Raw genomic sequence first — 22,680 nt, 5'->3', positions numbered from 1 at the left:
CGGCCGCTCACAAAAGCGCCAGTGATCACTGGCGCCTTGCCCGCTCCCCCGCGCCCGACCTCAGGACTTCTCCAGGACGAGCTGGTCCACGACGGTGCCGTAGAACTCCTCGCCCGGCTTCGCCGCCCATCCCTTCGCGGGCATCGACACCCGCAGCCGCAGATAGAAACCACCCGAATCGGGGATGACGAGCTCGTGCCAGCGGTAGCGGAAGGCGTCGTCGTCCGACGCGCTGTAGTCGGTGTAGTCGACGACCGTCTCGAACCCCTTCCTGCCCTGGACGACGGTGTCCTTGGTGGTGACGGCGGCGTCCTTGATCTCGGTGCCGTTGTCACCGCCCTTCCGGTAGAAGGTCTTCCAGGCGGCGGGCGTCGGCGCGAGGATCTCCGCCTCCGCGTCGGGCCGTACCCGCTCCGCGTAGACGCGGAAGACATTGCTCGGGTCGTAGTAGGTCACGTTGCCGTCGTCGGCGTCCTCGACGCGCAGGTACTCGTCGGGGACGGCGATCTTGGCGTGCAGGATCTCGTTCTCCGTCCGTACGCCCCAGCCGGACGGCAGCCCACCGCCGCTCGCGAACGGGTTGGCGACGATCAGCGCGATGACGACCGCGAGGGCCAGCAGAGCGCCGCCGAGTCCGTAGCGGGCCGGGCGGCTGCGGGCCAGCACCGGCGGCACCCAGCCGGCGGCGCCCGTGACGGGCACCGGGGCCTGGGCGCCCGCGGTGACCACGCGCGTCTCGCCGGGGCCGCCCTGCGGGGGCCGCGCCACCGACTCCAGCGTCTGCCGGATCTCCGTGACGTCCGGCCGGGCCGCCGGGTCCTTGCGCAGCAGTCGCATGACCAGCGTGCCGAAGGCGCCGGAGCCCCGCGCGGGCATCTGCGGTTCGGCGGACAGCACGGCCTGGAGCGTCGCGGGCGCGTTGGAGCGGCGGTACGGGGACATCCCCTCGACCGCCGCGTACAGCACGACACCCAGCGACCAGAGGTCCGACTCGGGCCCCGGCCGCTGCCCCAGCACCCGCTCGGGCGCGATGAACTCGGGCGAACCGACGAAGGAGCCGGTCTCGGTGAGCCCCTGCTCGCCCTCGACCTGCGCGATCCCGAAGTCGCTGAGGACCACCCGGTCGTCCCGCCCGAGCAGGACGTTGTCGGGCTTCACGTCGCGGTGCAGTACGCCGACGGCATGGGCGGCGGCGAGCGCGCCCAGCACGGCGAGCCCGATCCTGGCCGCCTCGCGGGGGTCGAGCGTGCCCTCCTGGAGCCGGTCGCCCAGCGACTGGCCGCGCACCAGCTCCATGACGATCCACGGCTTGGCGTCCTCGACCACCACGTCGTGCATGGTGACGACGGAGGGATGGTCGATCCTGGCGGCGGCCCGCGCCTCGCGCTGCATCCGCAGATAGACATGGCCGCGCTCGCGCTCGCCCACGTGGTCAGGAACGCGTGGCTCCTTGATCGCCACATCGCGGTCGACGACCTCGTCGTGCGCGAGCCAGACCGTCCCCATCCCGCCGTGCCCGAGCCGCGAGACGAGCCGGTACCGGCCGCCGAGCACCCGCCCGACGGCGGGGTCGGCGGCCGGTGTCACGGCCTGGGTCAGGCTCTGCGGTGGCACAGTTGGCGCGATAGGCGGCTGAAGTCCGTAGCTGGTGGGCTCGTTCGCCCGTCCCCCGTCGTTGGTCATGGGGATATCTTTACCAACTGTCCCTGCCGTGACCACCGCGAAGGCCGAGCGGATGCACAGCCGTGACAGAGCCGAAGGCCCGGTGCGGGGCCGGCCGGCGGCTCAGCCGGTGGAGCCCGGCGGCTGCCAGCCGCGCAGCGCGGTCGCGAACTGCTTCTGGGTGGCGTCCCAGTCGTCCGCGGGGCCCGACATGAAGATGGCGTACTCGGCGCCGGTCTCGTCGTCGAAGTACATCTGGTCGACGGCGTGCCGGGGGCCCGGCACGCCGTTCTTCGCCGACTGGGTCCAGCTGAACTCCCAGCGCGCCACCTGCTTCTGGTCCCGGTAGTCGACGGGGCCGAGCTGGAGCTGCTGGTAGTCGGGCAGGACGGCGAGCCCCTTCTCCAGGTCGCGCATGTGCGCCTCGGGGGTCGCGAAGTCGGGTTCGGGGTCGATGCTCACCCGCAGCACGTGGTTGCCGCCGTCGGGGCTGTAGTCGATGGTGTTGACGTCCGTCTGCCGGGTCCAGCCGTCCGGCACCCAGAGGCCGAACCCCTCGTCGGCGTTGACCTCCTGGTAGCCGTCGGGGACGGCCCCGCCGTCCGAGGGATCCCCGGTCGGGCTCGGCGTCGTCGTGTCGTCCCCCGCGGTGTCGTCCCCTGCGGTGTCGTCCCCCGCGGTGTCGTCGGCCGTCGGCCCGGAAGCGGTCGGTCCAGGGCCCGGGTCGTTGCCGTCGCCCGGAAAGTGCATGGCGGCGAACCCGATACCGGCACCGAGCACGGCGGCCACGGCGATGGCCGTCACGGTCGTACGCCAGCGTCTGCGGCTGCGCTCGCGCGACGCCGGGGAGGGCGGCGGGTACGGGCCCGAGGGAGCGGTGTGCGGTCCGGACGGCTGCGGTCCTGTCTGCCCGGCGCCCGGCACCGGCGTCGTTTGATAGCCCGGCGGGTAACCGGCGGCGGCCGGGTAAGCGACCGTCGGGCCGCCGTCCTGCGGCATGTTCCGCGTCGGTACGTACGCCTCGGCCCCCGTGGGCCGGCCCTCCAGTACGGCGCGCAGCATCCGCTCGGTCTCGGCGACGTCCGGTCTGGCCGCCGGGTCCTTGCAGAGCAGCGCGGCGATGACCGGGGTGAGCGGTCCCGCCCGGTCCGGGGTGGGCGGCTCGTCCGTCACGACGGCCTGCATGGTGGAGAGCGGCGAGTTGCGGCGGAACGGCGACTTGCCCTGTACGGCGGTGTAGAGCGTCGCGCCGAGCGACCACAGGTCGGAGGCGGGGCCCGGGTCGGAGCCACGGACCCGCTCGGGGGCGAGATAGTCGATGGAGCCGACGATCTCACCGGTCCTGGTGATCGTCGAGTCACCCTCGATCGCGGCGATGCCGAAGTCGGTCAGCAGCACCTGACCGTCGCGGGCCAGCAGCACATTGCCGGGCTTCACGTCGCGGTGCAGCACACCGGCCGCGTGCGCGGCACGCAGCGCGCCCAGTATCTGGAGGCCTATGCCGGCCGCCTCGCGCGGCTCGATCCTGCCCCCGTCGCGCCCGGACTCGCGGGCGGCGTCGGCGAGCGAGGGCCCGTCCACGTACTGCATGACGATCCAGGGGCGGCCGTCGTACTCGATGACGTCATGGACGGTGACGACGCCGGGGTGGCTGATCCGGGCCGCGGCCCGCGCCTCCTTCTGCGTCCGCTCGTGCAGAACGGCGCGGTCGTCCGCCGAGACGTACAGCCCGGCGGTCAACTCCTTGACGGCGACGGTCCGGTGGAGAAGCTCGTCCTGGGCACGCCACACCCGGCCCATGCCGCCGCTGCCGATGGTCTCGCCGAGCCGGTAGCGCCCGGCGAGCAGCAGACCGGCACCCGTGCTCTGTGAATGTTCCACGTCTCCCGCCCTGATCTTTGAGTTGACAGGTTACGGATGACACCGCCATGCGGGGAACCTCGGGTGGCGTACGGAGACACCACTGTGACCGTCGCCTTTGACGGACCGGCAGGTGTGAGCCGCGGTCAACTCCGGTGCGTGGTCAGCCGGTCGCGCGATAGGAGCTGGTGGCCTGCTGGTAGATGTCGGTGACGGCGTCCCGCTGGCTGTCCGGGCCGATGACCTGGATCACGTGGTAGCGACCGCCGATGATCAGGGCGAGGTTGCGCACGTAGACCTGCCGGCCGCTGCTGTCCTGCCAGGTGAACTGCCCCTCAGCCATGGCCTGCTGACCCACATTGATCCGGCGGAGGCCGGAGGCGGTGGCCCAGGAGGAGTCCCGGAAGGGCTGCAACTCCCGTTCCTTGTCACGCTGGTAGGCCAGCGGGTCGCCGCCGTTGGCCTGCACGGTGTCCCGCCCGGGGACGATGACCAGCGTGAAGTCGGAGTTGCCGTAGCGCACTTGCCCGCTGTCGTTGATCGGGCTGCGCTGCCAGTCCTTGTTGACGGCGACCTGGAAGCCCTCGGTGTCCTTGCGCAGGACGTAGCCCTTTTCGAGGTTGCCGGCCGGCGCGGTCGGCGCGGCGGGTGAGGACGGCGGCTTGTCCGCACCGGACTTCGACGGCGCGGGGTCGTCCGACACCGGCGGCGGCGCCTGGGAAGCGGTGACCCCGGGGCTCGCCTCGGTGACGCTCTGCCCCTCGTTGTCGCTGGACTTGGGCATGAACATCACCGCGTAGACGATCGCGGCCACCAGCACCAGCAGGATCAGGATCAGCAAAGTGCGGCCCAGGGAACGGGGTTTGCGGTCCCGGTCGCGGTCGGGCCTGCCCTGGCGCTCGTAGCGGTCGTAGCTCTCGGCGGGCTCATACCGCTCGGGGCTCTCGCGGCGGGGCGGCGACTCGCGGCGCTGCGCGTTCTCGTAGCGCGCGGGACGCTCGTACCGCTCGTCGGCCTGCTCCCCCAACAGCTCGCCGAGGGAGGTCCTTTCGTCCTGCTCGTCGCGCTCCCTGCCCCGGCGCTGGCGGTGCCGGCCGCGGTCGATGTCGCGGTTCTTGTTCCGGCCCCAGCGGCGCCTGCGGACCAGCTCACCCCTGCGGCGGACTATCGGCAGCCGGCCGTCGATGGTCGGTACGGTCACGACGTCCTGGCCCGCGTCGGGCTCGGGCGCCGACCTGACGAGCGAGCGCAGCCAGCCGCGCAGTTCCTCGAAGTCCGGCCGCTCCGTGGGGTCCTGGCGCAGCAGCGACTCGACGACGGGGCGCAGCGGGCCGCACTCCTCGGCGAAGGCGGGCGGCTCGGCGCAGACGAGCTGCACCAGCTCGAACGCGTTCTCCTCGGGGTACGGGGCGTGGCCCTGGACCGCGCGGTAGAGCAGCGCGCCGAGCGCCCACAGGTCGGTCGCGGGCCCGATGGGCGGGGCGAGCTGCCAGTTCTCGTGGACGGGCCCTGCCTGTTCGGGGGCCCAGCGCTCGGTGACGGGGCCGACGATGGCGATCCGGGCCTGCCGGGCGCGCTCGGCGGCGAGCGGGCTGGCCGGGCCCCGGTAGGCGGGGACGGAGCCGCCGCTCGCGACGACGTCGTCCCACCGGCCCGCGCCGGGGGCCGCGCCCACGACGGCGGGGAGCTGGGCGGAATGCCGCTGGTCGTCGGCGCGCATCGCGTCGTAGGCGCCGGATGTCGTGTACCGGCTGCTGCCGCTGCCGGGGCCTGAGTACGGGGCGTCGCCGCCGTCGCCGCCGGTACGGGCCATGGCGATGCCGTGGTCGTCGCCCCGGCCGCCGTGGCCGCCCTGCGCGCCCTGGCCGCTGCCGCCGGGCGGGAGCGCCGGCACGGCGCCGGAGGCGCCGGGCGCCGGGGTGAAGCCGGCGGGCAGCGCCGGGGGCGTACGGCCCTGCGTACGGCCGGGGGCCGGGCGGTCGCCGTAGGGGCTGCCCGCGTCCGGGCCGTAGTACGGCCCTTCGGGCTCGGGGTCGGGTCCCTGCGCCGGGTGGCGGCCACCGGGCACGGGGATGCCCGACGTGCCGCCGGCCGGTACGGGCCCGGGGCCGTCCTGCCACGACGCGGGTCCGTCGCGCCACGTACCGGCCAGTTCGGCGCGGTAGGGCGGCGGCGGGTCCTCGTCGTCGTCGGCGTCCGCTTCGCTGTCGGCGTCGGCGAAGCCGCGCGGAGGCTGGGCCCACCAGTCCTGGTTGCCGCCCTGCGGTTGAGGTGCCGCGGGCGCGCCCGGTGTCCCGGGTACGCCGGGCTCCGTGCCGGTCCCCGGCGGCTGGGGCCGCTGACCCGGGCCGTCCTGACCGTCCTGGCCGTCCTGACCGTCCTGCGGGCGGGGCGCGGGGAGCGCCGCCGCCGAGCGCTGCTCGTCCTCGCTGACACGGGCCGCCGCGCGGGCCCCCGCCCGGTACGCGGCGATGGCGCCGGCGCGCGCTGCGCGGATGTCGCCCGAGGCGTTGCCGCCGCTCGGCAGCGCGGGGCGGGCCGACGGATTGCCGTAGGGGGCGGGCACCCCGGGCGTGCCCTGCTGCGGCCGGGGCATCGCACCGGACGTACCGGACGAGCCCGTGCTGTACGGCGGTTCGGGGGCGGGCACCGGGTCGAGCGCCGGCCGGCCGACGGGCCCCGGCACGCCGGCCGTCGAGCCGGTCTCGCCGGGCCCGGGGCCGTAAGGACCCGGACCAGGGCCGTAAGGACCTGCGGGACCGGGCACCCCCGGCTGGTACGGCAGACCGGGCTGCGGCTGCGGCGGTCCCTGCTGCCGGCCGCCCTGTGTGTAGTCCTGCGCCGGGCCCGGTGCCTGCTCGACCGGCTCGGACAGCGCCGGCGGCGGGGCGTGCCCCAGCGAGCCGGGCGCGCCGGCGGGCGGTACGGGTGCGCCGAAGGCGCCGGGTGCGCCAGGTGCGCCGATCGGTCCTGGCGCGCCAAGTGGGCCGACGGGACCGAGCTGTTGCTGCTGTCCCGGCACGCCGGGCGGCTCGGGCACCGGCGCGTATCCGCACAGCGCCTCCTCCGCCGCTCCGGCGGCGAGGCCGGTCAGCACCACGCGCCCGTCGTCGCAGACGAGCACCGTACGGACGGTGATGTTCCGATGGGTCCAGCCGTGGCCGTGCAGCACCCGTACGGCGGTGAGCACGTCGGAGGCGATCTCGGCGGCGCGGTAGGGATTCAGCGGGCGTTCGGCGAGCAGCGCGGCGAGCGGCCTGGCGGCGACCAGTTCACTCACTATCCACAGCGAGCCACCCTCGGCGAACACGTCGAAGACCTGGTCGAGCCGAGGGTGGTCGGGGATCTGCGCCGCGCTCTGCGCCGCCTCGATGGCCCGGCGCACCGCGGGGTCGGTCGGCCGCCGGGTGGTGCGTCCGGAGACCCGGCGCGGCGCGGGACCGCTCTCCGCCTCCACCACCTCGGCGTCCACGACTTCCGGTAACGGGACCTGCCTGACGAGGACTTCCTGGCCGCTGTACGTGTCGAAGGCCCGGGTCTCGACGAGGTCGTACTCGTCGGAGGGCGGCAGGGGCAGGCGATAGCGGTCGGCGAGCACCCGACCCGCGTATTCGTCCACAACGCCTCCCCTCACCTCTCGGGTCTCCTGATCCGGAAGACCTACGAAACCGCCAATTCCGGTCGATTACCGGCCCATTGTGGCTGCGTACGGTTCGCGTACTCTCACGATACGTGGCCGCAGGCAAACGCGCCGCAGGGTCGCGGCAACCGAATCTGGAACGTGTCGTTCCGGAGCCGCGCCCCTGCGCGCCGACGGCTGAAAGGTGTCAGTCCTTCGGCTTGAACGTGGCGAAGGCCGTGTCGCGCAGCGTCTTGCATTCCGCCCCGTCCCATTCGCTCGCCTTGCAGCTGACCATTATCGAATATCCGTGCTTGGAGTCGATTCGGAAACCCCGGTCGAGCACCTTCATCTGCTCGCCGTTCTGCTGCCGTTCGAAAGTCCAGTCCGCCACGGTCGGATACCCGTTGTAGTCGGACTTGCGCATCCCGACGAGCTTGTAGTTGGAACTGCTGCCCCGGACCGCCGACTCCAACTGCTGCCAGGCGAGCAGGGCGTTGCCCGTGGGACTGCTGGTGAAGTCGACCTGGACGCGCGGGAAGCCGCCGTTCTCGCTGTATATGCCGCCGGAGTTCTGGCCCGCTATGTCGGTGCGGTGGAAGCCCTTGGGCAGCGCCATCGAGAAGTGGAACCTGCTGTCGGTCACCGTGGAGTAGCCGGCGGGCAGTTCGGCTCCGCCGCCGCCCGCACCTCCCGTGCCCGCCGAAGCGCCGTCGCCCGGCTCGCCGGACTTCGCCGGTGAGGCGGGGGCCGACGGGGTGTCACCACTGCCGCCCGCCTTGCCCGGTGCCTCGCTCTGTCCCTGGCCCTTGTCGTCGTCCTTGCCGTCGCCGGTCGGCTGACCGCCCGCGCCGGCCCCCGCCGAAGCCGACGGGTCGTCCTTGCCGGACGCGGAGCCGCCGGAGTCGCCGCCGCTGAGGGTGATGGCGAGGATCGTGGCGATCAGCGCCAGCGCGACGACGGCCGCGATGATCACCAGGGTGCGCCGGGGCACCACATCGGTGAGGGAAGCGCGCTGCGTCGCGGGTCTGGTGGGCGCTCCGGGCGTGGCCGGCTGCGCCGTCGGCCGGGTGGGCGTGCGGCCCGTACCGGCCCCCACCGAGGCGGATGCCGTGGTCTTCACCGGCTTCGGGGTCTTCTGGGGCTTGGGGGCGCGCTCGGCCTTCGCCGGCTTGCCCGCCGCCGGGGGGACCGGCGGCAGCGGCACGACGCGGGTCTTCTCGGACGCCGGCAGGGCCGGCGGCGGCGCGGCCGGCTTCTCCGGCGCGTTGATCACATCGAGCAACAGCCTGCGGGTGCCCGGCTCGTCGAGCCGCAGCGCGGGGTCCTTGGCCAGCAGCCCGTATATGACCTCGGCCAGCTCGCCCGCGTTCTTCGGCGGGTCGAGCGGCTCGGTCATCACGGCCGTGAGCGTGGCGATGGCGGAGCCCTTGTCGTACGGGGGCGAGCCCTCGACCGACGCGTACAGCAAACCGCCGAGCGACCACAGGTCGGCGGCGGGGCCCGGCTTGTGGCCGCGTGCGCGCTCGGGCGAGATGTACGAGGGGGCGCCGACGAGCATGCCGGTGGAGGTGACCGAGGGGTCGCCCTCGACCTGGGCGATGCCGAAGTCCGTGAGGACGACCCGGCCGTCCTCCCCCGCGATCAGCACGTTGGACGGCTTCACGTCGCGGTGCAGGATGCCCTCGCTGTGCGCGGCGCGCAGCACGTCGAGGATGGCGAGACCGACCTCGGCCGCGCGCCTCGGGGTGAGCGTGCCGTCCTCGCGGATGGCCTCCGCGAGCGACTTGCCCTCGATGAGCTCCATGACGATCCAGGGCCGGTCGTCCTCGTCGACGACGTCGAAGACCGTCACGGCGCCGTTGTTACGGATCCGGGCGATCGCCTTGGCCTCGCGCAGGGTGCGGGTGATGAGCCGGCGCTTCTCGTCGTCGTCGATGCTGGAGGGGAAGCGCAGTTCCTTCACCGCGACCGTACGGCCGAGGGTTTCGTCCAGCGCCCGCCAGACGGTGCCCATGCCGCCGCGGCCGAGCACACCGCCCAGCCGGTACCTGCCCGCGAGCAGCCGCCCTTCGGGGGTGGGGCTCTTGACGGCGCCGCGCGGCGTGTCCGCGGGCGCGTCCGTCGGCGCGTCCGGCACCGCGTCGTCGGGCGCGTCCCGCCGCACGTCCCTGGGCGCGTCTTCCGGTGCGTCCTGGGACGCGTCTCGTCGTGCGTCGTCCGGCGCGTCCTGCTTCGGTTCCGGTTCCGATTCGTGCTGGGGATCCTGCGCCGTGTCCCGCGACTGCTCCGCCTCCGACATGCGTCCCCTCTGCGTTCCCTGATCCTGGCCCGCGACCGCCGCCAGGCGCTTGTCTGGCCCGGCCCGCGCGATGCCGTAACGCGCCCTGGCAGAGGCTCCATTGTCCCTCACTCCGGCACCACTGCCGCTCCCGGGTCCCGCGTCGGTAAGGATGGGTCCGGAGGAGAGGACCCCCACCATGCCACTACCCCGGCTCCGACTGGTCACCCCGCTGGTCATAGCCCTGTTCGGGCTTGGCGCAAGCGTGCTGGGGACGGGCGTACGAAGCGACGGCCCCGTCCTGTCGCTGCTGGTCTCGGCGGGCGGCGCCCCCGCCGCCGCCCAGTTGTCCCGTACACCGGGCGCCACCCGCTTCCAGAGCGCGGGGGCCGGGATCGGCAGGGCCGACCACTTCCGCGCGGGGTCCGTCACCAAGAGTCTGCTGGCGACGGTCGTTCTGCAGCTCTCCGCCGAGGGCGCGTTGAGACTCGACGACACCGTGGAGCGCTGGCTGCCGGGGCTGGTGCGCGGCCACGGCAACGACGGGCGCCGGCTGACCGTACGCGCCCTGCTCACCCACACCAGCGGTCTGTACGACTACACCGCCGACCGCTCAGCGCCGGCCCCGACGACCCCGCGGGCCGCCGTACGCGTCGCCCTGGCCCGTACGCCGGGCCCGGCCGGCGACTACGCGTACTCCAACACCGATTACGTACTGCTCGGCCTGATCATCCGCCAGGTCACCGGCCGGTCGTACGCCGCCGAGGCCGAGCGGCGCGTCATCGTCCCGCTCGGTCTCACCGGCACCTCGTTCCCCGGGAGCCGCACCACGCTCCCCGACCCGCACGGCCGTGCCTACAGCCGCACTTCGGGCCCGGACGGGCCGCTGAGCGACGTCACCGATCTCGATCCGCGTACGGCGGGGGCGGCGGGCGAGCTGATCTCGACGCTGGACGACCTCGACCGCTTCTACTCCGCGCTGCTGGACGGTGAACTCCTCGCCCCCGCCCAGCGGCGCGAACTGCTCGACACCCGGGCCACGCACGGCGTCTACGGGATGGGCGTCTATCCGCAGCGGCTCTCCTGCGGCGTCACGGTGTGGGGCCACAACGGCCGGATCGCGGGCAGTTACGTCCGCACCGCGACCACGGCCGACGGCCGCCACACCCTGTCGTACCGGATCGACACGGACGCCCTCACCGACGACTCGCTCGAACCGGCCCTCCTCGACGCGGAATTCTGCGGATCCTGATCCTGATCCGCCCGCGCGGGGAGGGCCGCCCGCGCGGGGAGAGCCGCCCGGCGCCCGCCCGGCCCGCGGCTAGATCGGCACGATGTCCGGCGCGCCCAGCCGCGCGGCGTCCGCCGTCAGATCGTCCGGCTGGCGCTGCGACTCGCGCTCGGCCTCCACCCGCTTCTCGTAATGCTCGACCTCCCTGGCGATCTGGTCCTTGTCCCAGCCGAGCACCGGCGCCATCAGCTCGGCGCACTCCTGCGCGCTGCGGGTGCCCCGGTCGAACGTTTCGATCGAGATGCGGGTGCGCCGGGTCAGCACGTCGTCGAGATGGCGCGCGCCCTCGTGCGAGGCGGCGTAGACGATCTCGGCGCGCAGATAGTCCTCGGCGGCCGGCAGCGGCTCACCGAGCCGGGGGTCGGCCTCGATCAGCTCCAGCACCTCCTCGACCAGCGTGCCGTAGCGGTTGAGCAGATGCTCCACCCTGACCACGTGGATGCCGGTGCGCTCCGCCATCCTGGCCCGGCCGTTCCACAGGGCGTGGTAGCCCTCGGCGCCGAGCAGCGGCACGTCTTCCGTGACGCACTCGGCGACCCGCTGGTCGAGGCCGTGCACCGCCTCGTCCACCGCGTCCTTCGCCATCACCCGGTACGTCGTGTACTTGCCGCCCGCCACGACGACCATGCCGGGCACCGGATGGGCGACGGTGTGCTCGCGGGACAGCTTGCTCGTCGCGTCCGACTCGCCGGCCAGCAGCGGCCGCAGCCCCGCGTACACCCCCTGCACGTCGTCACGGGTCAGCGGCACCGACAGCACCGCGTTGACATGCTCCAGCACATAGTCGATGTCCGCGCTGGACGCCGCCGGGTGGGCCTTGTCGAGGCTCCAGTCGGTGTCGGTGGTGCCCACGATCCAGTGCCGCCCCCACGGGATCACGAAGAGCACCGACTTCTCCGTGCGCAGGATCAGCCCCGTCGTGGAGTGGATCCGGTCCTTCGGGACGACCAGATGGACGCCCTTGGAGGCGCGGACATGGAACTGGCCGCGCTCGGCGATCAGCGACTGCGTGTCGTCCGTCCACACCCCGGTGGCGTTGACGATCTGCTTGGCCCTGATCTCGTACTCGCCGCCCCCTTCGACGTCCTGCACCCGGGCGCCGACGACCCGCTCGCCCTCGCGGAGGAAGCCGACGACCCGCGACCGGCTCGCCACATGCGCGCCGTAACTGGCCGCCGTACGCACCAGCGTCGCCACATAGCGCGCGTCGTCCATCTGCGCGTCGTAGTACTGCAAGGCGCCCACCAGGGCGTCCTTCTTCAGGCACGGCGCGACGCGCAGCGCGTGGCGGCGCGTCAGATGACGGTGTGTCGGCAGGCCGCGGCCATGGCCGGACGACACCGACATCGCGTCGTACAGCGCGACGCCCGAGCCCGCGTAGAGCCGCTCCCAGCCCTTGTGCTGCAACGGGTAGAGGAACGGAACGGGCTTCACCAGATGCGGCGCCAGCTTCTCCAGCAGCAGACCGCGCTCCTTCAGGGCCTCGCGCACCAGCCCGAAGTCGAGCATCTCCAGATAGCGCAGACCGCCGTGGATCAGCTTGCTCGACCGGCTCGACGTGCCGGAGGCCCAGTCGCGCGCCTCCACGATGCCGGTGGCCAGGCCACGCGTCACCGCGTCGAGGGCGGTCCCCGCACCGACCACACCCGCGCCCACCACCAGCACGTCCAGCTCGCGCTCGGCCATCGCCGCGAGCGCGGATTCGCGCTCAGCGGGTCCCAGTGTCGCTGTCCTCACTGTTTGCCTCCCGTCGCCCCCGTGTGGTCAGGCCCACCACTGGTCAGGCCCACCACTCGATTCTGTCCGCCCTCGCCGACTTCAGCCACTGCCTGTGGATAACACCGGTCGAAGATCCGGATCCGACGCCGACTCCCCGGGCCACGCAATGCCGCATAACGGTCATATTTAAGCCTAGTCTGACATTGCGCTTGCTCGTTCTGTCCAACCTGGCTTGCGCTCACTGTCCACTCCGGCTAAGGGAAGGACGGCCACCGCCATGCCCGCAGATCTCGCCGTCATCGGACTCGGCCATCTCGGCCTGCCCCTCGCCCAGGCCGCGGTAGCCGCAGGTATCGACACCATCGGCTACGACACCGACCCGCGCCCGGTCGCCGAACTCGCGGCGGGCCACACCCCGGCCGAGGGTTCACTCACCGCGTCCGACGTGCGCAGGATGCTGTCACGCGGCTTCCGCCCCACCACCAACCCGACCGAGCTGGGCCGGGTCCGCACCGCCGTCATCTGCGCGCCGGCCCCCCTCGGGCCCGACCGCACCCCCGATCTCAGCGCCATCGGCACCGCGGCGCGCGCCCTCGCGGCGCGGCTGCGCCCGCACACCACCGTGCTGCTGGAGTCGCCGGTCGCGCCCGGCACCACCGAGGGCTTCCTGCGCGGCGTACTGGAAGAGGGCTCCGGGCTGCGCGCCGGGCGCGACTTCCACCTCGCGTACTCCCCCGGCCGGCTCGACCCCGGCAACCGCAGCCACGGCATCGCCAACACCCCCAAGGTCATCGGCGGCCTCACCCCCGCCTGCACCGAGTCGGCCGCCGCGTTCTACGGCCGGCTCAGCGACAAGGTCGTACGGGCCCGGGGCCCGCGCGAGGCCGAGACGGTCAAGCTCCTCGAAACCAACTTCCGCCATGTCAACATCGCCCTCGTCAACGAGATGGCCGTCCTCTGCCACGACCTCGGTGTCGACCTGTGGGACGTCATCCGCTGCGCCGAGACGAAACCGTTCGGCTTCCAGGCGTTCCGGCCAGGACCCGGCGTCGGCGGCCACGGCGTACCGCTCGACCCCAGCTATCTGCCGCACGCGGGCCGCACCCCCGGCCATCCGCTGCGGATGGTCGGGCTCGCCCAGGAGATCAACACGCGGATGCCGCAGTACGTCATCCAGCGCTGCGCGACCCTGCTCAACGAGCACGGCAAGTCGGCGCGCGGCGCGCGGGTGCTGCTGCTCGGCGTCACGTACAAGCCGGACCTCGCCGACCAGGAGAGCTCACCGGCCACCGAGATCGCCTGCCGGCTCACGGATCTCGGCGCCGCCGTCAGCTACCACGACCCGTACGTCCCCGACTGGCGCGTGCGCGACCAGCCCGTACCGCGCGCCGACTCGCTGTACGAGGCGGCGGCCAACGCGGATCTGACGGTGCTGCTCCAGCACCACCGCACGTACGACCTCCAGGGGCTCGCCGTCAAGGCCCAACTGCTGCTGGACACCAGGGGCGCGAGCCCGGCGGGGGCCGCGCACCGGCTCTGAACCGGCCACACCGGCCCTGAGCTGGAATTGCGTACCGCGTTGTCGGTGGCGGCTGTTACTCTCCAGGGCCATCGTGTGCAAGTCATGCGCACGCCATAATCCCTGGGGGGGATTTTCACCATGAGCCAGCCTGTCCAGCCGCCCGGCAACCAGCCCGTTCCGCCGTCCGGCAACCCGTTCGCCGACGGCGCGGGCGCCGTTCCGCCCGCCCCGTTCATGCCGGCCCCGCCGCCGGCCAGGGTCCGCAACAACATCGCGGGCGGTGTGGTCGCAGCGGTGATCGCCGCGCTCGTGGCCGCCCTGGTGTACGGCTGGATCATCGGGCTCACCGAGCGCGAGATCGGCTGGGCCGCCCTCGGCGTCGGCGCCCTCATCGGCTTCGCCGCGGGCAAGGTCGGCGGCGGCAACCAGCTGCTGGCGGGCGTCAGCGCGCTCCTCGCGCTGGGCGCCGTCTACCTGGGGCAGATCTTCGGCCTCGCCGCGATCGGCGGCAAGCAGCTGAATGTGTCGGCGACGAGCATGGTGATGGACCACTTCAGCGTCCTCACCGACGCGTGGAGCCAGGAGATGGACTTCATGAGCTTCGTCTTCCTGGCGCTCGCCGCGTTCGCCGCGTTCTCGGCGGCGAAGAAGACGGCCGAGTAGAGCCCGTACGCACCAGAGTGCCCCGGCCGGAATCCGGCCGGGGCACCCTCATCTACGAGCGCCAGGTACGAGCGCCACGCACGCGCGTGGCCGTCAGCGCCGGTGCTGCGAGTCCGCGACCGTGACCTCGACGCGCTGGAACTCCTTGAGTTCGCTGTAGCCCGTCGTCGCCATGGCCCGCCGCAGCGCGCCGAAGAAGTTCATCGAGCCGTCCGGGATGGTCGAGGGCCCCGCCAGGACCTCCTCCGTCGTCCCGACGACACCGAGGTCCACCAGCTTGCCGCGCGGCACGTCCTCGTGGACGGCCTCCATGCCCCAGTGCCTGCCCTTGCCCGGCGCGTCCGACGAGCGCGCGAGCGGCGAGCCGATCATCACGGAGTCGGCGCCGCAGGCGATCGCCTTCGGCAGGTCGCCGGACCAGCCGACCCCGCCGTCCGCGATGACATGCACGTACCGGCCGCCCGACTCGTCCATGTAGTCCCTGCGGGCCGCCGCCACATCCGCGACGGCCGTCGCCATCGGGACCTGGATCCCCAGCACGTTACGGGTGGTGTGCGCGGCGCCGCCGCCGAAACCGACGAGCACCCCGGCCGCGCCGGTACGCATCAGGTGCAGCGCCGCCGTGTACGTGGCGCAGCCGCCGACGATGACCGGGACGTCCAGCTCGTAGATGAACTGCTTCAGGTTCAGCGGCTCGGCCGCGCCCGAGACATGCTCGGCGGAGACCGTCGTACCGCGGATGACGAAGATGTCGACGCCCGCGTCCACCACGGCCTTCGAGAACTGCGCGGTGCGCTGCGGCGAGAGCGCGGCGGCCGTGACGACGCCCGAGTCCCGCACCTCCTTGATGCGCAGCCCGATCAGCTCTTCCTTGATCGGCTCGGCGTAGATCTCCTGGAGCCTGCGGTTGGCCGTGGCCTCCTCCAGCTCGGCGATCTCGTCGAGCAGCGGCTGCGGGTCCTCGTAACGGGTCCAGAGGCCTTCGAGGTTGAGCACCCCGAGCCCGCCCAGCTCACCGATGCGGATCGCGGTCTGCGGGGAGACGACCGAGTCCATCGGAGCGGCCAGGAACGGCAGGTCGAACCGGTAGGCGTCGATCTGCCAGGCGATCGAGACCTCCTTCGGGTCCCGGGTGCGCCGGCTGGGGACGACGGCGATGTCGTCGAAGGCGTACGCCCTGCGGCCGCGCTTGCCGCGCCCGATCTCGATCTCAGTCACGATGTGCCTTTCCCTCTACGTCAGCCGTCCCAGTATCCCCGACACACCGATGCCGCCGGTGACGGGCCACCGGCGGCATCGGGAGATGTCAGTGCTGGTTGTAGTTCGGCGCCTCGACCGTCATCTGGATGTCGTGGGGGTGGCTCTCCTTGAGCCCCGCCGCCGTGATCCGGACGAACTGCCCCTTGCGCTCCATCTCGTCGATGGAGGCGGCGCCCACATAGCCCATGGTCTGCCGCAGCCCGCCGATCAGCTGGTGCAGCACGGCGCCGAGCGGGCCCCGGTAGGGCACCTGGCCCTCGATGCCCTCGGGCACGAGCTTGTCGTCGGAGGAGACGTCCGCCTGGAAGTAGCGGTCCTTCGAGTACGAGCGGGCCTGGCCGCGCGACTGCATGGCGCCGAGCGAGCCCATGCCGCGGTACGACTTGAACTGCTTGCCGTTGATGAACTGCAGCTCGCCCGGTGACTCCTCGCAGCCCGCGAGCAGGCTGCCGAGCATGACCGTGCTGGCCCCTGCGGCGAGCGCCTTGCCGATGTCGCCCGAGTACTGCAGGCCGCCGTCGCCGATGACGGGGACACCGGCGGCCATGCAGACCGACGCCGCCTCGTAGATCGCCGTGACCTGGGGGACGCCGATGCCGGCGACCACGCGCGTGGTGCAGATGGAGCCGGGGCCCACACCCACCTTGACGCCGTCCACGCCCGCGTCGATGAGCGCCTTCGCGCCGTCGCGGGTGGCGATGTTGCCGCCGATAACATCCACGGAGACACTGGACTTGATCTTGGACATCCAGCTGAGCGCGTTGCTGTTGTGGCCGTGCGAGGTGTCCACGACGATGAAGTCGACCCCGGCCTCGGCCAGCGCCTGGGCCCGCTCCAGGGCCTCCTGGCTGGCGCCGACGGCCGCGCCGACGAGCAGCCTGCCCTCGGCGTCCTTGGCCGCGTTCGGGTACTGCTCGGCCTTGACGAAGTCCTTGACGGTGATGAGGCCCTTGAGGATGCCCGCGTCGTCGACGAGCGGCAGCTTCTCGATCTTGTGGCGGCGCAGCAGCTCCATGGCGTCCACGCCGGAGATGCCGACCTTGCCGGTGACCAGCGGCATGGGGGTCATGACGGCGCGCACCTGCTGGCCGCGGTCCGTCTCGAAGGCCATGTCGCGGTTGGTGACGATGCCGAGCAGCTTGCCGGCCGCGTCGGTGACGGGGACGCCGCTGATCCGGAACTTCGCGCAGAGCTGGTCGGCCTCGGCCAGCGTGGCATCCGGATGGACCGTGATCGGGTCGGTCACCATGCCGGACTCGGAGCGCTTCACGAGGTCGACCTGGTTGGCCTGGTCGGCGATGGAGAGGTTCCGGTGGAGCACACCGACCCCGCCCTGGCGGGCCATCGCGATGGCCATCCGCGCCTCGGTGACCTTGTCCATCGCCGCGGAGAGCAGCGGGATGTTGACCCGTACGTTCCTGGATACCTGGGACGCCGTGTCCACCTGGTTGGGCAGCACCTCCGAGGCGCCAGGCAACAGCAGCACGTCGTCGTATGTCAGCCCCAGCGTCGCGAACTTCTCGGGCACTCCGTCGACGTTTGCAGTCATGACACCTTCCCCAGATGGCCTTGATCGGTGCGGATGTCCATGCTAACGGGCTCCACGGCGGTCTCATTCCACGATCGTCTCGATCAGGACCTGGGTCACGGCCGGAGGGCCGGGTGCCGGGCCGCTGCCGCCGCCTACTGCTCGGCGAGGGCGCGCAGTCTGCTGAGCGCGCGGTGCTGCGCGACCCGTACGGCGCCGGGCGACATGCCGAGCAGCTGTCCGGTCTCCTCGGCGGTCAGCCCCACGGCGACCCGCAGCACCAGCAGTTCGCGCTGGTTGTCGGGGAGGTTGGCGAGCAGCTTCTTGGCCCACTCGGCGTCGCTGCTGAGCAGCGCCCGCTCCTCGGGTCCCAGCGAGTCGTCGGGCCGCTCCGGCATCTCGTCGGACGGTACGGCCGTGGATCCCGGGTGCCGCATGGCGGACCGCTGGAGATCGGCGACCTTGTGTCCGGCGATGGCGAAGACGAACGCCTCGAAGGGCCTGCCCGTGTCGCGGTAGCGCGGCAGCGCCATGAGGACCGCCACACACACTTCCTGCGCGAGGTCCTCGACGAAGTGCCGTGCGTCACCGGGGAGCCTGCTCAGTCGCGTACGGCAGTAGCGCAGCGCCAGTGGGTGGACCCGGGCGAGGAGGTCGTGCGTCGCCTGCTGGTCACCGTCGACGGCACGGTGGACGAGCGCACCGATCACTGTGGGCTCGTCGTCGCGCATCGGTCCATGGTGCCTTGGCGGCTCCTGATTGGTGGCACCGCGTCCGTAGTTGTGCACTGAAGCGTTATGAGCAGGTGCGGCGGAACTCATGCCCTGTGCCCTCCCCTCGCGCTCGTCCGACTCGTTCCCGAGGAACTCCACATCTCCAAGGATGCGGCATCGCGCGGGAAACGGTCGCGTACGGGCATACGTTGCCCCGCCCACCCTGAGTTATGGCCTGTCCGGCGGATCAGGGTCGGACAGGCCGCGGCGTCTGGTGCGGTGGATCGCAAGGCGCCGGGACGCTTCGATAGCGGAGCCATCGGGGCGGTTCGGCAACGCCGCGAGGTGCCGTGCCAGGCGTCGCGGACCCGGCCATGATCCGCCGGACAGGCCAGAGGCAGCGAGCGGGGTTCAGGGACCGCCGGTCCCGGGGTCCGGGGAGACCGGCGCCCGGAAGGGTGCGGCGGATCGTGAAGCCTGCGGACCGCGCGGCCCCTGCGGGCTCAGCGCACCAGGCCCCAGCGGAATCCGAGCGCGACGGCATGCGCGCGGTCCGAGGCGCCGAGCTTCTTGAACAGCCGCCTGGCGTGCGTCTTCACCGTGTCCTCCGAGAGGAAGAGCTCCCGGCCGATCTCCGCGTTGGAGCGGCCGTGGCTCATGCCTTCGAGCACCTGGATCTCCCGCGCGGTGAGCGTGGGCGCCGCACCCATCTCCGCCGAGCGGAGCCGGCGCGGGGCCAGCCGCCACGTCGGGTCGGCGAGCGCCTGGGTGACGGTCGCGCGCAGTTCGGCGCGCGACGCGTCCTTGTGCAGATAGCCGCGGGCACCGGCGGCGACCGCGAGCGCGACCCCGTCCAGGTCCTCGGCGACCGTGAGCATGATGATCCGGGCGCCGGGGTCGGCGGAGAGCAGTCTGCGCACCGTCTCGACGCCGCCAAGACCTGGCATGCGTACGTCCATCAGAATCAGGTCCGAGCGATCGGCGCCCCAGCGGCGGAGGACTTCCTCGCCGTTGGCCGCGGTCGTCACGCGCTCGACGCCGGGCACGGTCGCGACCGCGCGGCGGAGCGCCTCTCGGGCAAGCGGGGAGTCGTCGCAGACGAGGACGGATGTCATGACCGTCCTCCGCAGCTGATGCGCGTCACCTTGGGCCTCCAGGCTGGTTACATTTCGTCACCTGTGCGATTGACGGCTTTCGGACATGTGCCCGATCGCTCGTTCTCTCAACCGCCTCGCACATTCAACGACGGTCACTCGAAAGAGTTACGGGTCCGACGATCGACTTCAACACTCTTTGTAAGCGGGCGCACACAGAGATGTACGGGGCGGATCACCCGTTTCCCCCGTTAGGGGTATGCCCCATTTAGTGGCTTTTCTTCCCTTTTGCTGGTGTCTGTGGCTAGATTCGCAATGAGTCATATTTACATCTACTTACACTGCAGATGTACGGTCATGAGTGATCCAACGCCGTCCAGGTTTCAAGGGGACTTAAGCAATGGCAGATTTCTCCCGCCTTCCCGGACCGAACGCCGATCTGTGGGACTGGCAACTCCTCGCGGCCTGTCGTGGCGTCGACAGTTCACTCTTCTTCCATCCGGAGGGGGAGCGCGGCGCGGCGAGAAGCGCGCGTGAGAACTCGGCGAAAGAGGTGTGCATGCGGTGCCCGGTCCGCGCGGAGTGCGCGGCACACGCACTGGCGGTGCGGGAGCCGTACGGCGTGTGGGGCGGACTGACCGAGGACGAGCGCGAGGAGCTGATGGGCCGCGCCCGCACCCGGCTGATCACGGCGTCCACCGCCGCCTCGCACGGCGGCGCGCACCAGGGGCCACCGCCGTCGCACGACCCGGGGCCCGGGGGTCACGGCCTGGGGCACGGCGGTCATAGCGGCCACGGGGGCCACTCCTTCGGCGACCACCTCGACCACCTCGACGACTGAGGCAGCAGCCCCCAACAGCCGAGAAGAAACGTTTCTGCACTGCCTGGTCGGGACGGTCCGGTCGGCCGGTACGGCGGGGGCGGCCGCCTCAGCGGGCGGCGGCCACGGCCAGCTCGTCCAGCGTGGCGGCGACGGCGGGCACCCTGGCCAGGTCCGGCAGGGTGAGCGCGACGACCTCACGGAGCACCGCCGGCTCGACCGCGAGCGTACGGACCCCTTCGGTACGCACCGAGGCCAGCGCCAGCTCGGGCAGTACGGCGACCCCGAGCCCGGCGGCGACCAGGCCGACCACGGCCGGGTAGTCGTCCGTGGCGAAGTCGATCCGCGGGGTGAACCCCGACTCCTCGCAGGCGGCGACGAGTTGGGTACGGCAGCGCGGACAGCCCGCGATCCACGGCTCGCCCGCCAAGTCCCCCATGGCGACCGCTTCGGCGCCGGCGCGCGCCAGCCGGTGCCCTTCGGGTACGAGTCCGACGAGCCGGTCCACCAGCAGCGGCCGTACGACCAGGTCGTCCCACTCGGCGTCGGCGCCGTCCCCGTACCGGAACGCCAGCGCCACGTCACAGTCGCCGTCCCGCAGCATCCCGGCCGAACTGGGCGGTTCGGCCTCGACGAGTGAGACCCGGGTGCCGGGGTGGGCGGCGCGCAGCGCGGCGAGCGCGGCGGGGACGAGTGTCGAGCTGCCGCTGGGGAAGGAGACGAGCCTGACCCGGCCCGCCCGCAGCCCCACCAGGGCGGCGATCTCCTCCTCCGCGGCCGTGAGCCCGCCGAGGATCCCCGTCGCGTGCCGGACCAGCACCTCACCGGCCTGGGTGAGCCGCGTCTCGCGCCCGGTGCGGACGAGCAGGGTGGTGCCCGCCGACGCTTCGAGGGCCTTCATCTGCTGGCTGACGGCGGGCTGGGTGCAGCCCAGCTCACGCGCGGCGGCCGAGAAGGAACCGGTGACGGCGACGGCGCGCAGGACGCGGAGATGGCGGGCCTCGATCATCTTCCAACTATAAGCAACGCTTGGGCACGGCGGAAAATAATCGGTGGATGCTTTGAGGTGGCTGCCGATACCGTGCTGCCATGAAAGTTCTGACCGTGAACGTGGGGCGGCCCGAAGTCGTCCCGTACACCGACACGCCGGGCAAGGTCACGGGCATCGGCAAGCAGCCGGCCGAGGGTCCCGTGCGGGTGCGGGACCCCGGCGCCAAGGGCGAGGGCGGCAGCGGTCTCATCGGGGACGCGGTGTGCGACCTGCGCCATCACGGCGGCAGCGACCAGGCCGTGTACGCGTTCGCGCGGGAGGATCTGGACCACTGGGAGCGGGAGCTGGGCCGCCCCCTGGCCAACGGCGCGTTCGGCGAGAATCTCACCACGTCGGGGCTCGACATGGCGGCGGCGAAGGTCGGTGAGCGCTGGCGGATCGGGGACGAGTTGGTGCTGGAGGCGACGAGCGGCCGCATCCCGTGCCGTACGTTCCAGGCGACGCTCGGCGAGAAGGGCTGGATGAAGCGCTTCACCCGCCATGCGGTGACGGGCGCGTATCTGCGGGTCATCACACCCGGGGAGATCCGCTCGGGCGACCCGATCGAGATCGTGCACCGTCCGGACCATGACGTCACGGTGGCGCTGGCCTTCCGCGCCGTCACCCTGGAGCGCGAGCTGCTGCCGCGCATCCTGGCCGCCGCGGACGCCCTGCACACCGAGGAGTTGAAGGCCGCCAGGGAGTACGTCGCCAAGTACGGCAGCTGAGCGGCGGCCTGGTACGGCAGGTGAGCGGCGCCCTGCCGGATCGGCGGGCCGCCGTGGGGCGCTAACGTGCCGTCGCATGACGACTGCTCTCATCACCGGCGCGACGGCGGGTATCGGCGCCGCCTTCGCGCGGCGGCTGGCCACGGACGGACACAATCTCGTCCTGGTGGCCCGCGACACCGAGCGCTTGCGCACGCACGCCACGGAACTGCACGACCGCCACGGCATCGAGGCCGAGGTGCTGACCGCCGATCTGGCCACCGACGCGGGGATCGAAGCGGTCGAGAAGCGGCTCGCCGACCGGAGGCATCCGGTCGATCTGCTGGTCAACAACGCGGGGTTCGGCAGCAAGGGCGCGTTCCTCGAAGTCTCCCTCGCCGACGAGCTGACCATGCTGAAGGTGCACTGCGAGGCGGTGCTGCGGCTGACCTCGGCCGCCGTCGCCGGGATGCGGGCGCGCGAGCGGGGCGGAGTCGTCAACGTGGCCTCGGTGGCCGCCTTCCTGCCGCGCGGTACGTACGGCGCCTCCAAGGCGTGGGTCGTGCAGTTCACCCAGGGTGTCGCCAAGGACGTGGCGGGCTCGGGCGTACGGCTGATGGCGCTGTGCCCGGGGTTCGTACGGACCGAGTTCCATGAGCGGGCCGGGCTCGGCACGGAGAAGATCCCCGACTGGATGTGGCTGGACGCGGACAAGCTGGTGACGGCGGCGCTGGCCGACCTGGCGCGCGGCAGGACGGTGTCGGTGCCGGATCCGCGCTACAAGGCGCTGATGGGCGCGGTGAAGATCGCGCCGCGCGGGCTGCTCGGCGGGATCACGTCGAAGGCGCGGAGCAAGTACGGCCCGCAGTGACCGCCCACTTCGCCGCCGATCGATCGCGATGAGCGCCGGG

The 22,680-nt window shown here is 72.2% G+C and carries 15 protein-coding genes and 1 pseudogene; 6 read left to right on the top strand and 10 right to left on the bottom strand.

Going from position 1 to position 22,680, the window contains the following annotated elements; all coding sequences use genetic code 11:
* Positions 1-60: 60 nt before the first annotated feature.
* From OHS57_RS23635 to OHS57_RS23620, 4 genes are all read right to left on the bottom strand, one after another.
* Positions 61-1,683: a serine/threonine-protein kinase gene (locus OHS57_RS23635; protein WP_328583257.1), complete on the bottom strand. Its 1,623-nt coding sequence runs from the start codon at positions 1,681-1,683 to the stop codon at positions 61-63.
* A 102-nt stretch (positions 1,684-1,785) separates the two neighbouring features.
* Positions 1,786-3,543 carry a serine/threonine-protein kinase gene (locus tag OHS57_RS23630; RefSeq protein ID WP_328583256.1) on the bottom strand — a complete coding sequence of 586 codons (1,758 nt, stop codon included), beginning with the start codon at positions 3,541-3,543 and terminating at the stop codon, positions 1,786-1,788.
* A gap of 142 nt (positions 3,544-3,685) precedes the next feature.
* Positions 3,686-7,141, bottom strand: coding sequence for a protein kinase (locus tag OHS57_RS23625; RefSeq protein ID WP_328583255.1), 3,456 nt, complete (start codon positions 7,139-7,141; stop codon positions 3,686-3,688).
* A gap of 208 nt (positions 7,142-7,349) precedes the next feature.
* On the bottom strand, positions 7,350-9,443 hold the full coding sequence (locus OHS57_RS23620; protein ID WP_443042948.1) for a serine/threonine-protein kinase: 2,094 nt from the start codon (positions 9,441-9,443) through the stop codon (positions 7,350-7,352).
* 178 nt (positions 9,444-9,621) lie between these two features.
* Here OHS57_RS23620 and OHS57_RS23615 point away from each other — a divergent pair, with 178 nt between their 5' ends.
* A complete protein-coding gene (locus OHS57_RS23615; protein WP_328583254.1) occupies positions 9,622-10,674 on the top strand; it encodes a serine hydrolase domain-containing protein in 1,053 nt (350 codons plus the stop codon).
* 69 nt (positions 10,675-10,743) lie between these two features.
* Here OHS57_RS23615 and OHS57_RS23610 read toward each other — a convergent pair whose 3' ends face one another.
* On the bottom strand, positions 10,744-12,450 hold the full coding sequence (locus tag OHS57_RS23610; protein WP_328583253.1) for a glycerol-3-phosphate dehydrogenase/oxidase: 1,707 nt from the start codon (positions 12,448-12,450) through the stop codon (positions 10,744-10,746).
* 259 nt (positions 12,451-12,709) lie between these two features.
* On the opposite strand from OHS57_RS23610, the gene OHS57_RS23605 reads away from it, so the two are divergent.
* Both OHS57_RS23605 and OHS57_RS23600 read left to right on the top strand, forming a co-directional pair.
* Positions 12,710-13,972: a nucleotide sugar dehydrogenase gene (locus OHS57_RS23605; protein ID WP_041985520.1), complete on the top strand. Its 1,263-nt coding sequence runs from the start codon at positions 12,710-12,712 to the stop codon at positions 13,970-13,972.
* A gap of 120 nt (positions 13,973-14,092) precedes the next feature.
* Entirely contained in the window at positions 14,093-14,617 is a 525-nt protein-coding gene (locus OHS57_RS23600) for a hypothetical protein (RefSeq protein WP_328583252.1), read from the top strand.
* 93 nt (positions 14,618-14,710) lie between these two features.
* Here the strand turns inward: OHS57_RS23600 and OHS57_RS23595 are convergent, their stop codons facing one another.
* The 4 genes from OHS57_RS23595 to OHS57_RS23580 all read right to left on the bottom strand — a co-directional run bounded on the left by OHS57_RS23595 (position 14,711) and on the right by OHS57_RS23580 (position 19,233).
* Complete coding sequence (locus OHS57_RS23595; protein WP_041985526.1) at positions 14,711-15,835, bottom strand: GuaB3 family IMP dehydrogenase-related protein; 1,125 nt, start codon at positions 15,833-15,835, stop codon at positions 14,711-14,713.
* A gap of 88 nt (positions 15,836-15,923) precedes the next feature.
* Positions 15,924-17,426 (bottom strand): IMP dehydrogenase, encoded by a 1,503-nt coding sequence (gene guaB, locus OHS57_RS23590; protein WP_041985528.1) that lies wholly within the window; start codon positions 17,424-17,426, stop codon positions 15,924-15,926.
* A 134-nt stretch (positions 17,427-17,560) separates the two neighbouring features.
* On the bottom strand, positions 17,561-18,136 hold the full coding sequence (locus tag OHS57_RS23585; protein ID WP_041985532.1) for a sigma-70 family RNA polymerase sigma factor: 576 nt from the start codon (positions 18,134-18,136) through the stop codon (positions 17,561-17,563).
* A gap of 485 nt (positions 18,137-18,621) precedes the next feature.
* Positions 18,622-19,233 carry a response regulator transcription factor gene (locus OHS57_RS23580; RefSeq protein ID WP_003948568.1) on the bottom strand — a complete coding sequence of 204 codons (612 nt, stop codon included), beginning with the start codon at positions 19,231-19,233 and terminating at the stop codon, positions 18,622-18,624.
* 379 nt (positions 19,234-19,612) lie between these two features.
* Here OHS57_RS23580 and OHS57_RS23575 point away from each other — a divergent pair.
* A pseudogene (locus tag OHS57_RS23575) lies at positions 19,613-19,945 on the top strand (WhiB family transcriptional regulator); the annotation flags it as partial.
* Positions 19,946-20,141: 196 nt separating this feature from the next.
* Here the strand turns inward: OHS57_RS23575 and OHS57_RS23570 are convergent.
* Positions 20,142-21,041: a LysR family transcriptional regulator gene (locus OHS57_RS23570; protein ID WP_328583251.1), complete on the bottom strand. Its 900-nt coding sequence runs from the start codon at positions 21,039-21,041 to the stop codon at positions 20,142-20,144.
* 80 nt (positions 21,042-21,121) lie between these two features.
* Here OHS57_RS23570 and OHS57_RS23565 point away from each other — a divergent pair, with 80 nt between their 5' ends.
* Both OHS57_RS23565 and OHS57_RS23560 read left to right on the top strand, forming a co-directional pair.
* Positions 21,122-21,790: an MOSC domain-containing protein gene (locus OHS57_RS23565; protein WP_328583250.1), complete on the top strand. Its 669-nt coding sequence runs from the start codon at positions 21,122-21,124 to the stop codon at positions 21,788-21,790.
* A 76-nt stretch (positions 21,791-21,866) separates the two neighbouring features.
* The gene (locus OHS57_RS23560) at positions 21,867-22,640 is read left to right on the top strand and encodes an SDR family NAD(P)-dependent oxidoreductase (protein ID WP_328583249.1); all 774 of its coding nucleotides are present in this window, start codon (positions 21,867-21,869) and stop codon (positions 22,638-22,640) included.
* The last annotated feature ends 40 nt before the right edge of the window (positions 22,641-22,680 follow it).

This window comes from Streptomyces sp. NBC_00370 (assembly GCF_036084755.1).
In the GTDB taxonomy this organism is placed as follows: Bacteria; Actinomycetota; Actinomycetes; order Streptomycetales; family Streptomycetaceae; genus Streptomyces.
Note: the sequence above shows the minus strand (reverse complement) of the source record. Positions and strands in the feature narration are given on the sequence as shown.

Coding starts and splice junctions, on each gene's coding strand:
- OHS57_RS23560 (WP_328583249.1), top strand. CDS start 21,867: ATGACGACTGCTCTCATCACCGGCGCGACGGCGGGTATCGGCGCCGCC.
- OHS57_RS23635 (WP_328583257.1), bottom strand. CDS start 1,683: ATGACCAACGACGGGGGACGGGCGAACGAGCCCACCAGCTACGGACTT.
- OHS57_RS23580 (WP_003948568.1), bottom strand. CDS start 19,233: ATGACATCCGTCCTCGTCTGCGACGACTCCCCGCTTGCCCGAGAGGCG.
- OHS57_RS23600 (WP_328583252.1), top strand. CDS start 14,093: ATGAGCCAGCCTGTCCAGCCGCCCGGCAACCAGCCCGTTCCGCCGTCC.
- OHS57_RS23615 (WP_328583254.1), top strand. CDS start 9,622: ATGCCACTACCCCGGCTCCGACTGGTCACCCCGCTGGTCATAGCCCTG.
- OHS57_RS23605 (WP_041985520.1), top strand. CDS start 12,710: ATGCCCGCAGATCTCGCCGTCATCGGACTCGGCCATCTCGGCCTGCCC.
- OHS57_RS23565 (WP_328583250.1), top strand. CDS start 21,122: ATGAAAGTTCTGACCGTGAACGTGGGGCGGCCCGAAGTCGTCCCGTAC.
- guaB (WP_041985528.1), bottom strand. CDS start 17,426: ATGACTGCAAACGTCGACGGAGTGCCCGAGAAGTTCGCGACGCTGGGG.
- OHS57_RS23620 (WP_443042948.1), bottom strand. CDS start 9,443: ATGTCGGAGGCGGAGCAGTCGCGGGACACGGCGCAGGATCCCCAGCAC.
- OHS57_RS23570 (WP_328583251.1), bottom strand. CDS start 21,041: ATGATCGAGGCCCGCCATCTCCGCGTCCTGCGCGCCGTCGCCGTCACC.
- OHS57_RS23585 (WP_041985532.1), bottom strand. CDS start 18,136: ATGCGCGACGACGAGCCCACAGTGATCGGTGCGCTCGTCCACCGTGCC.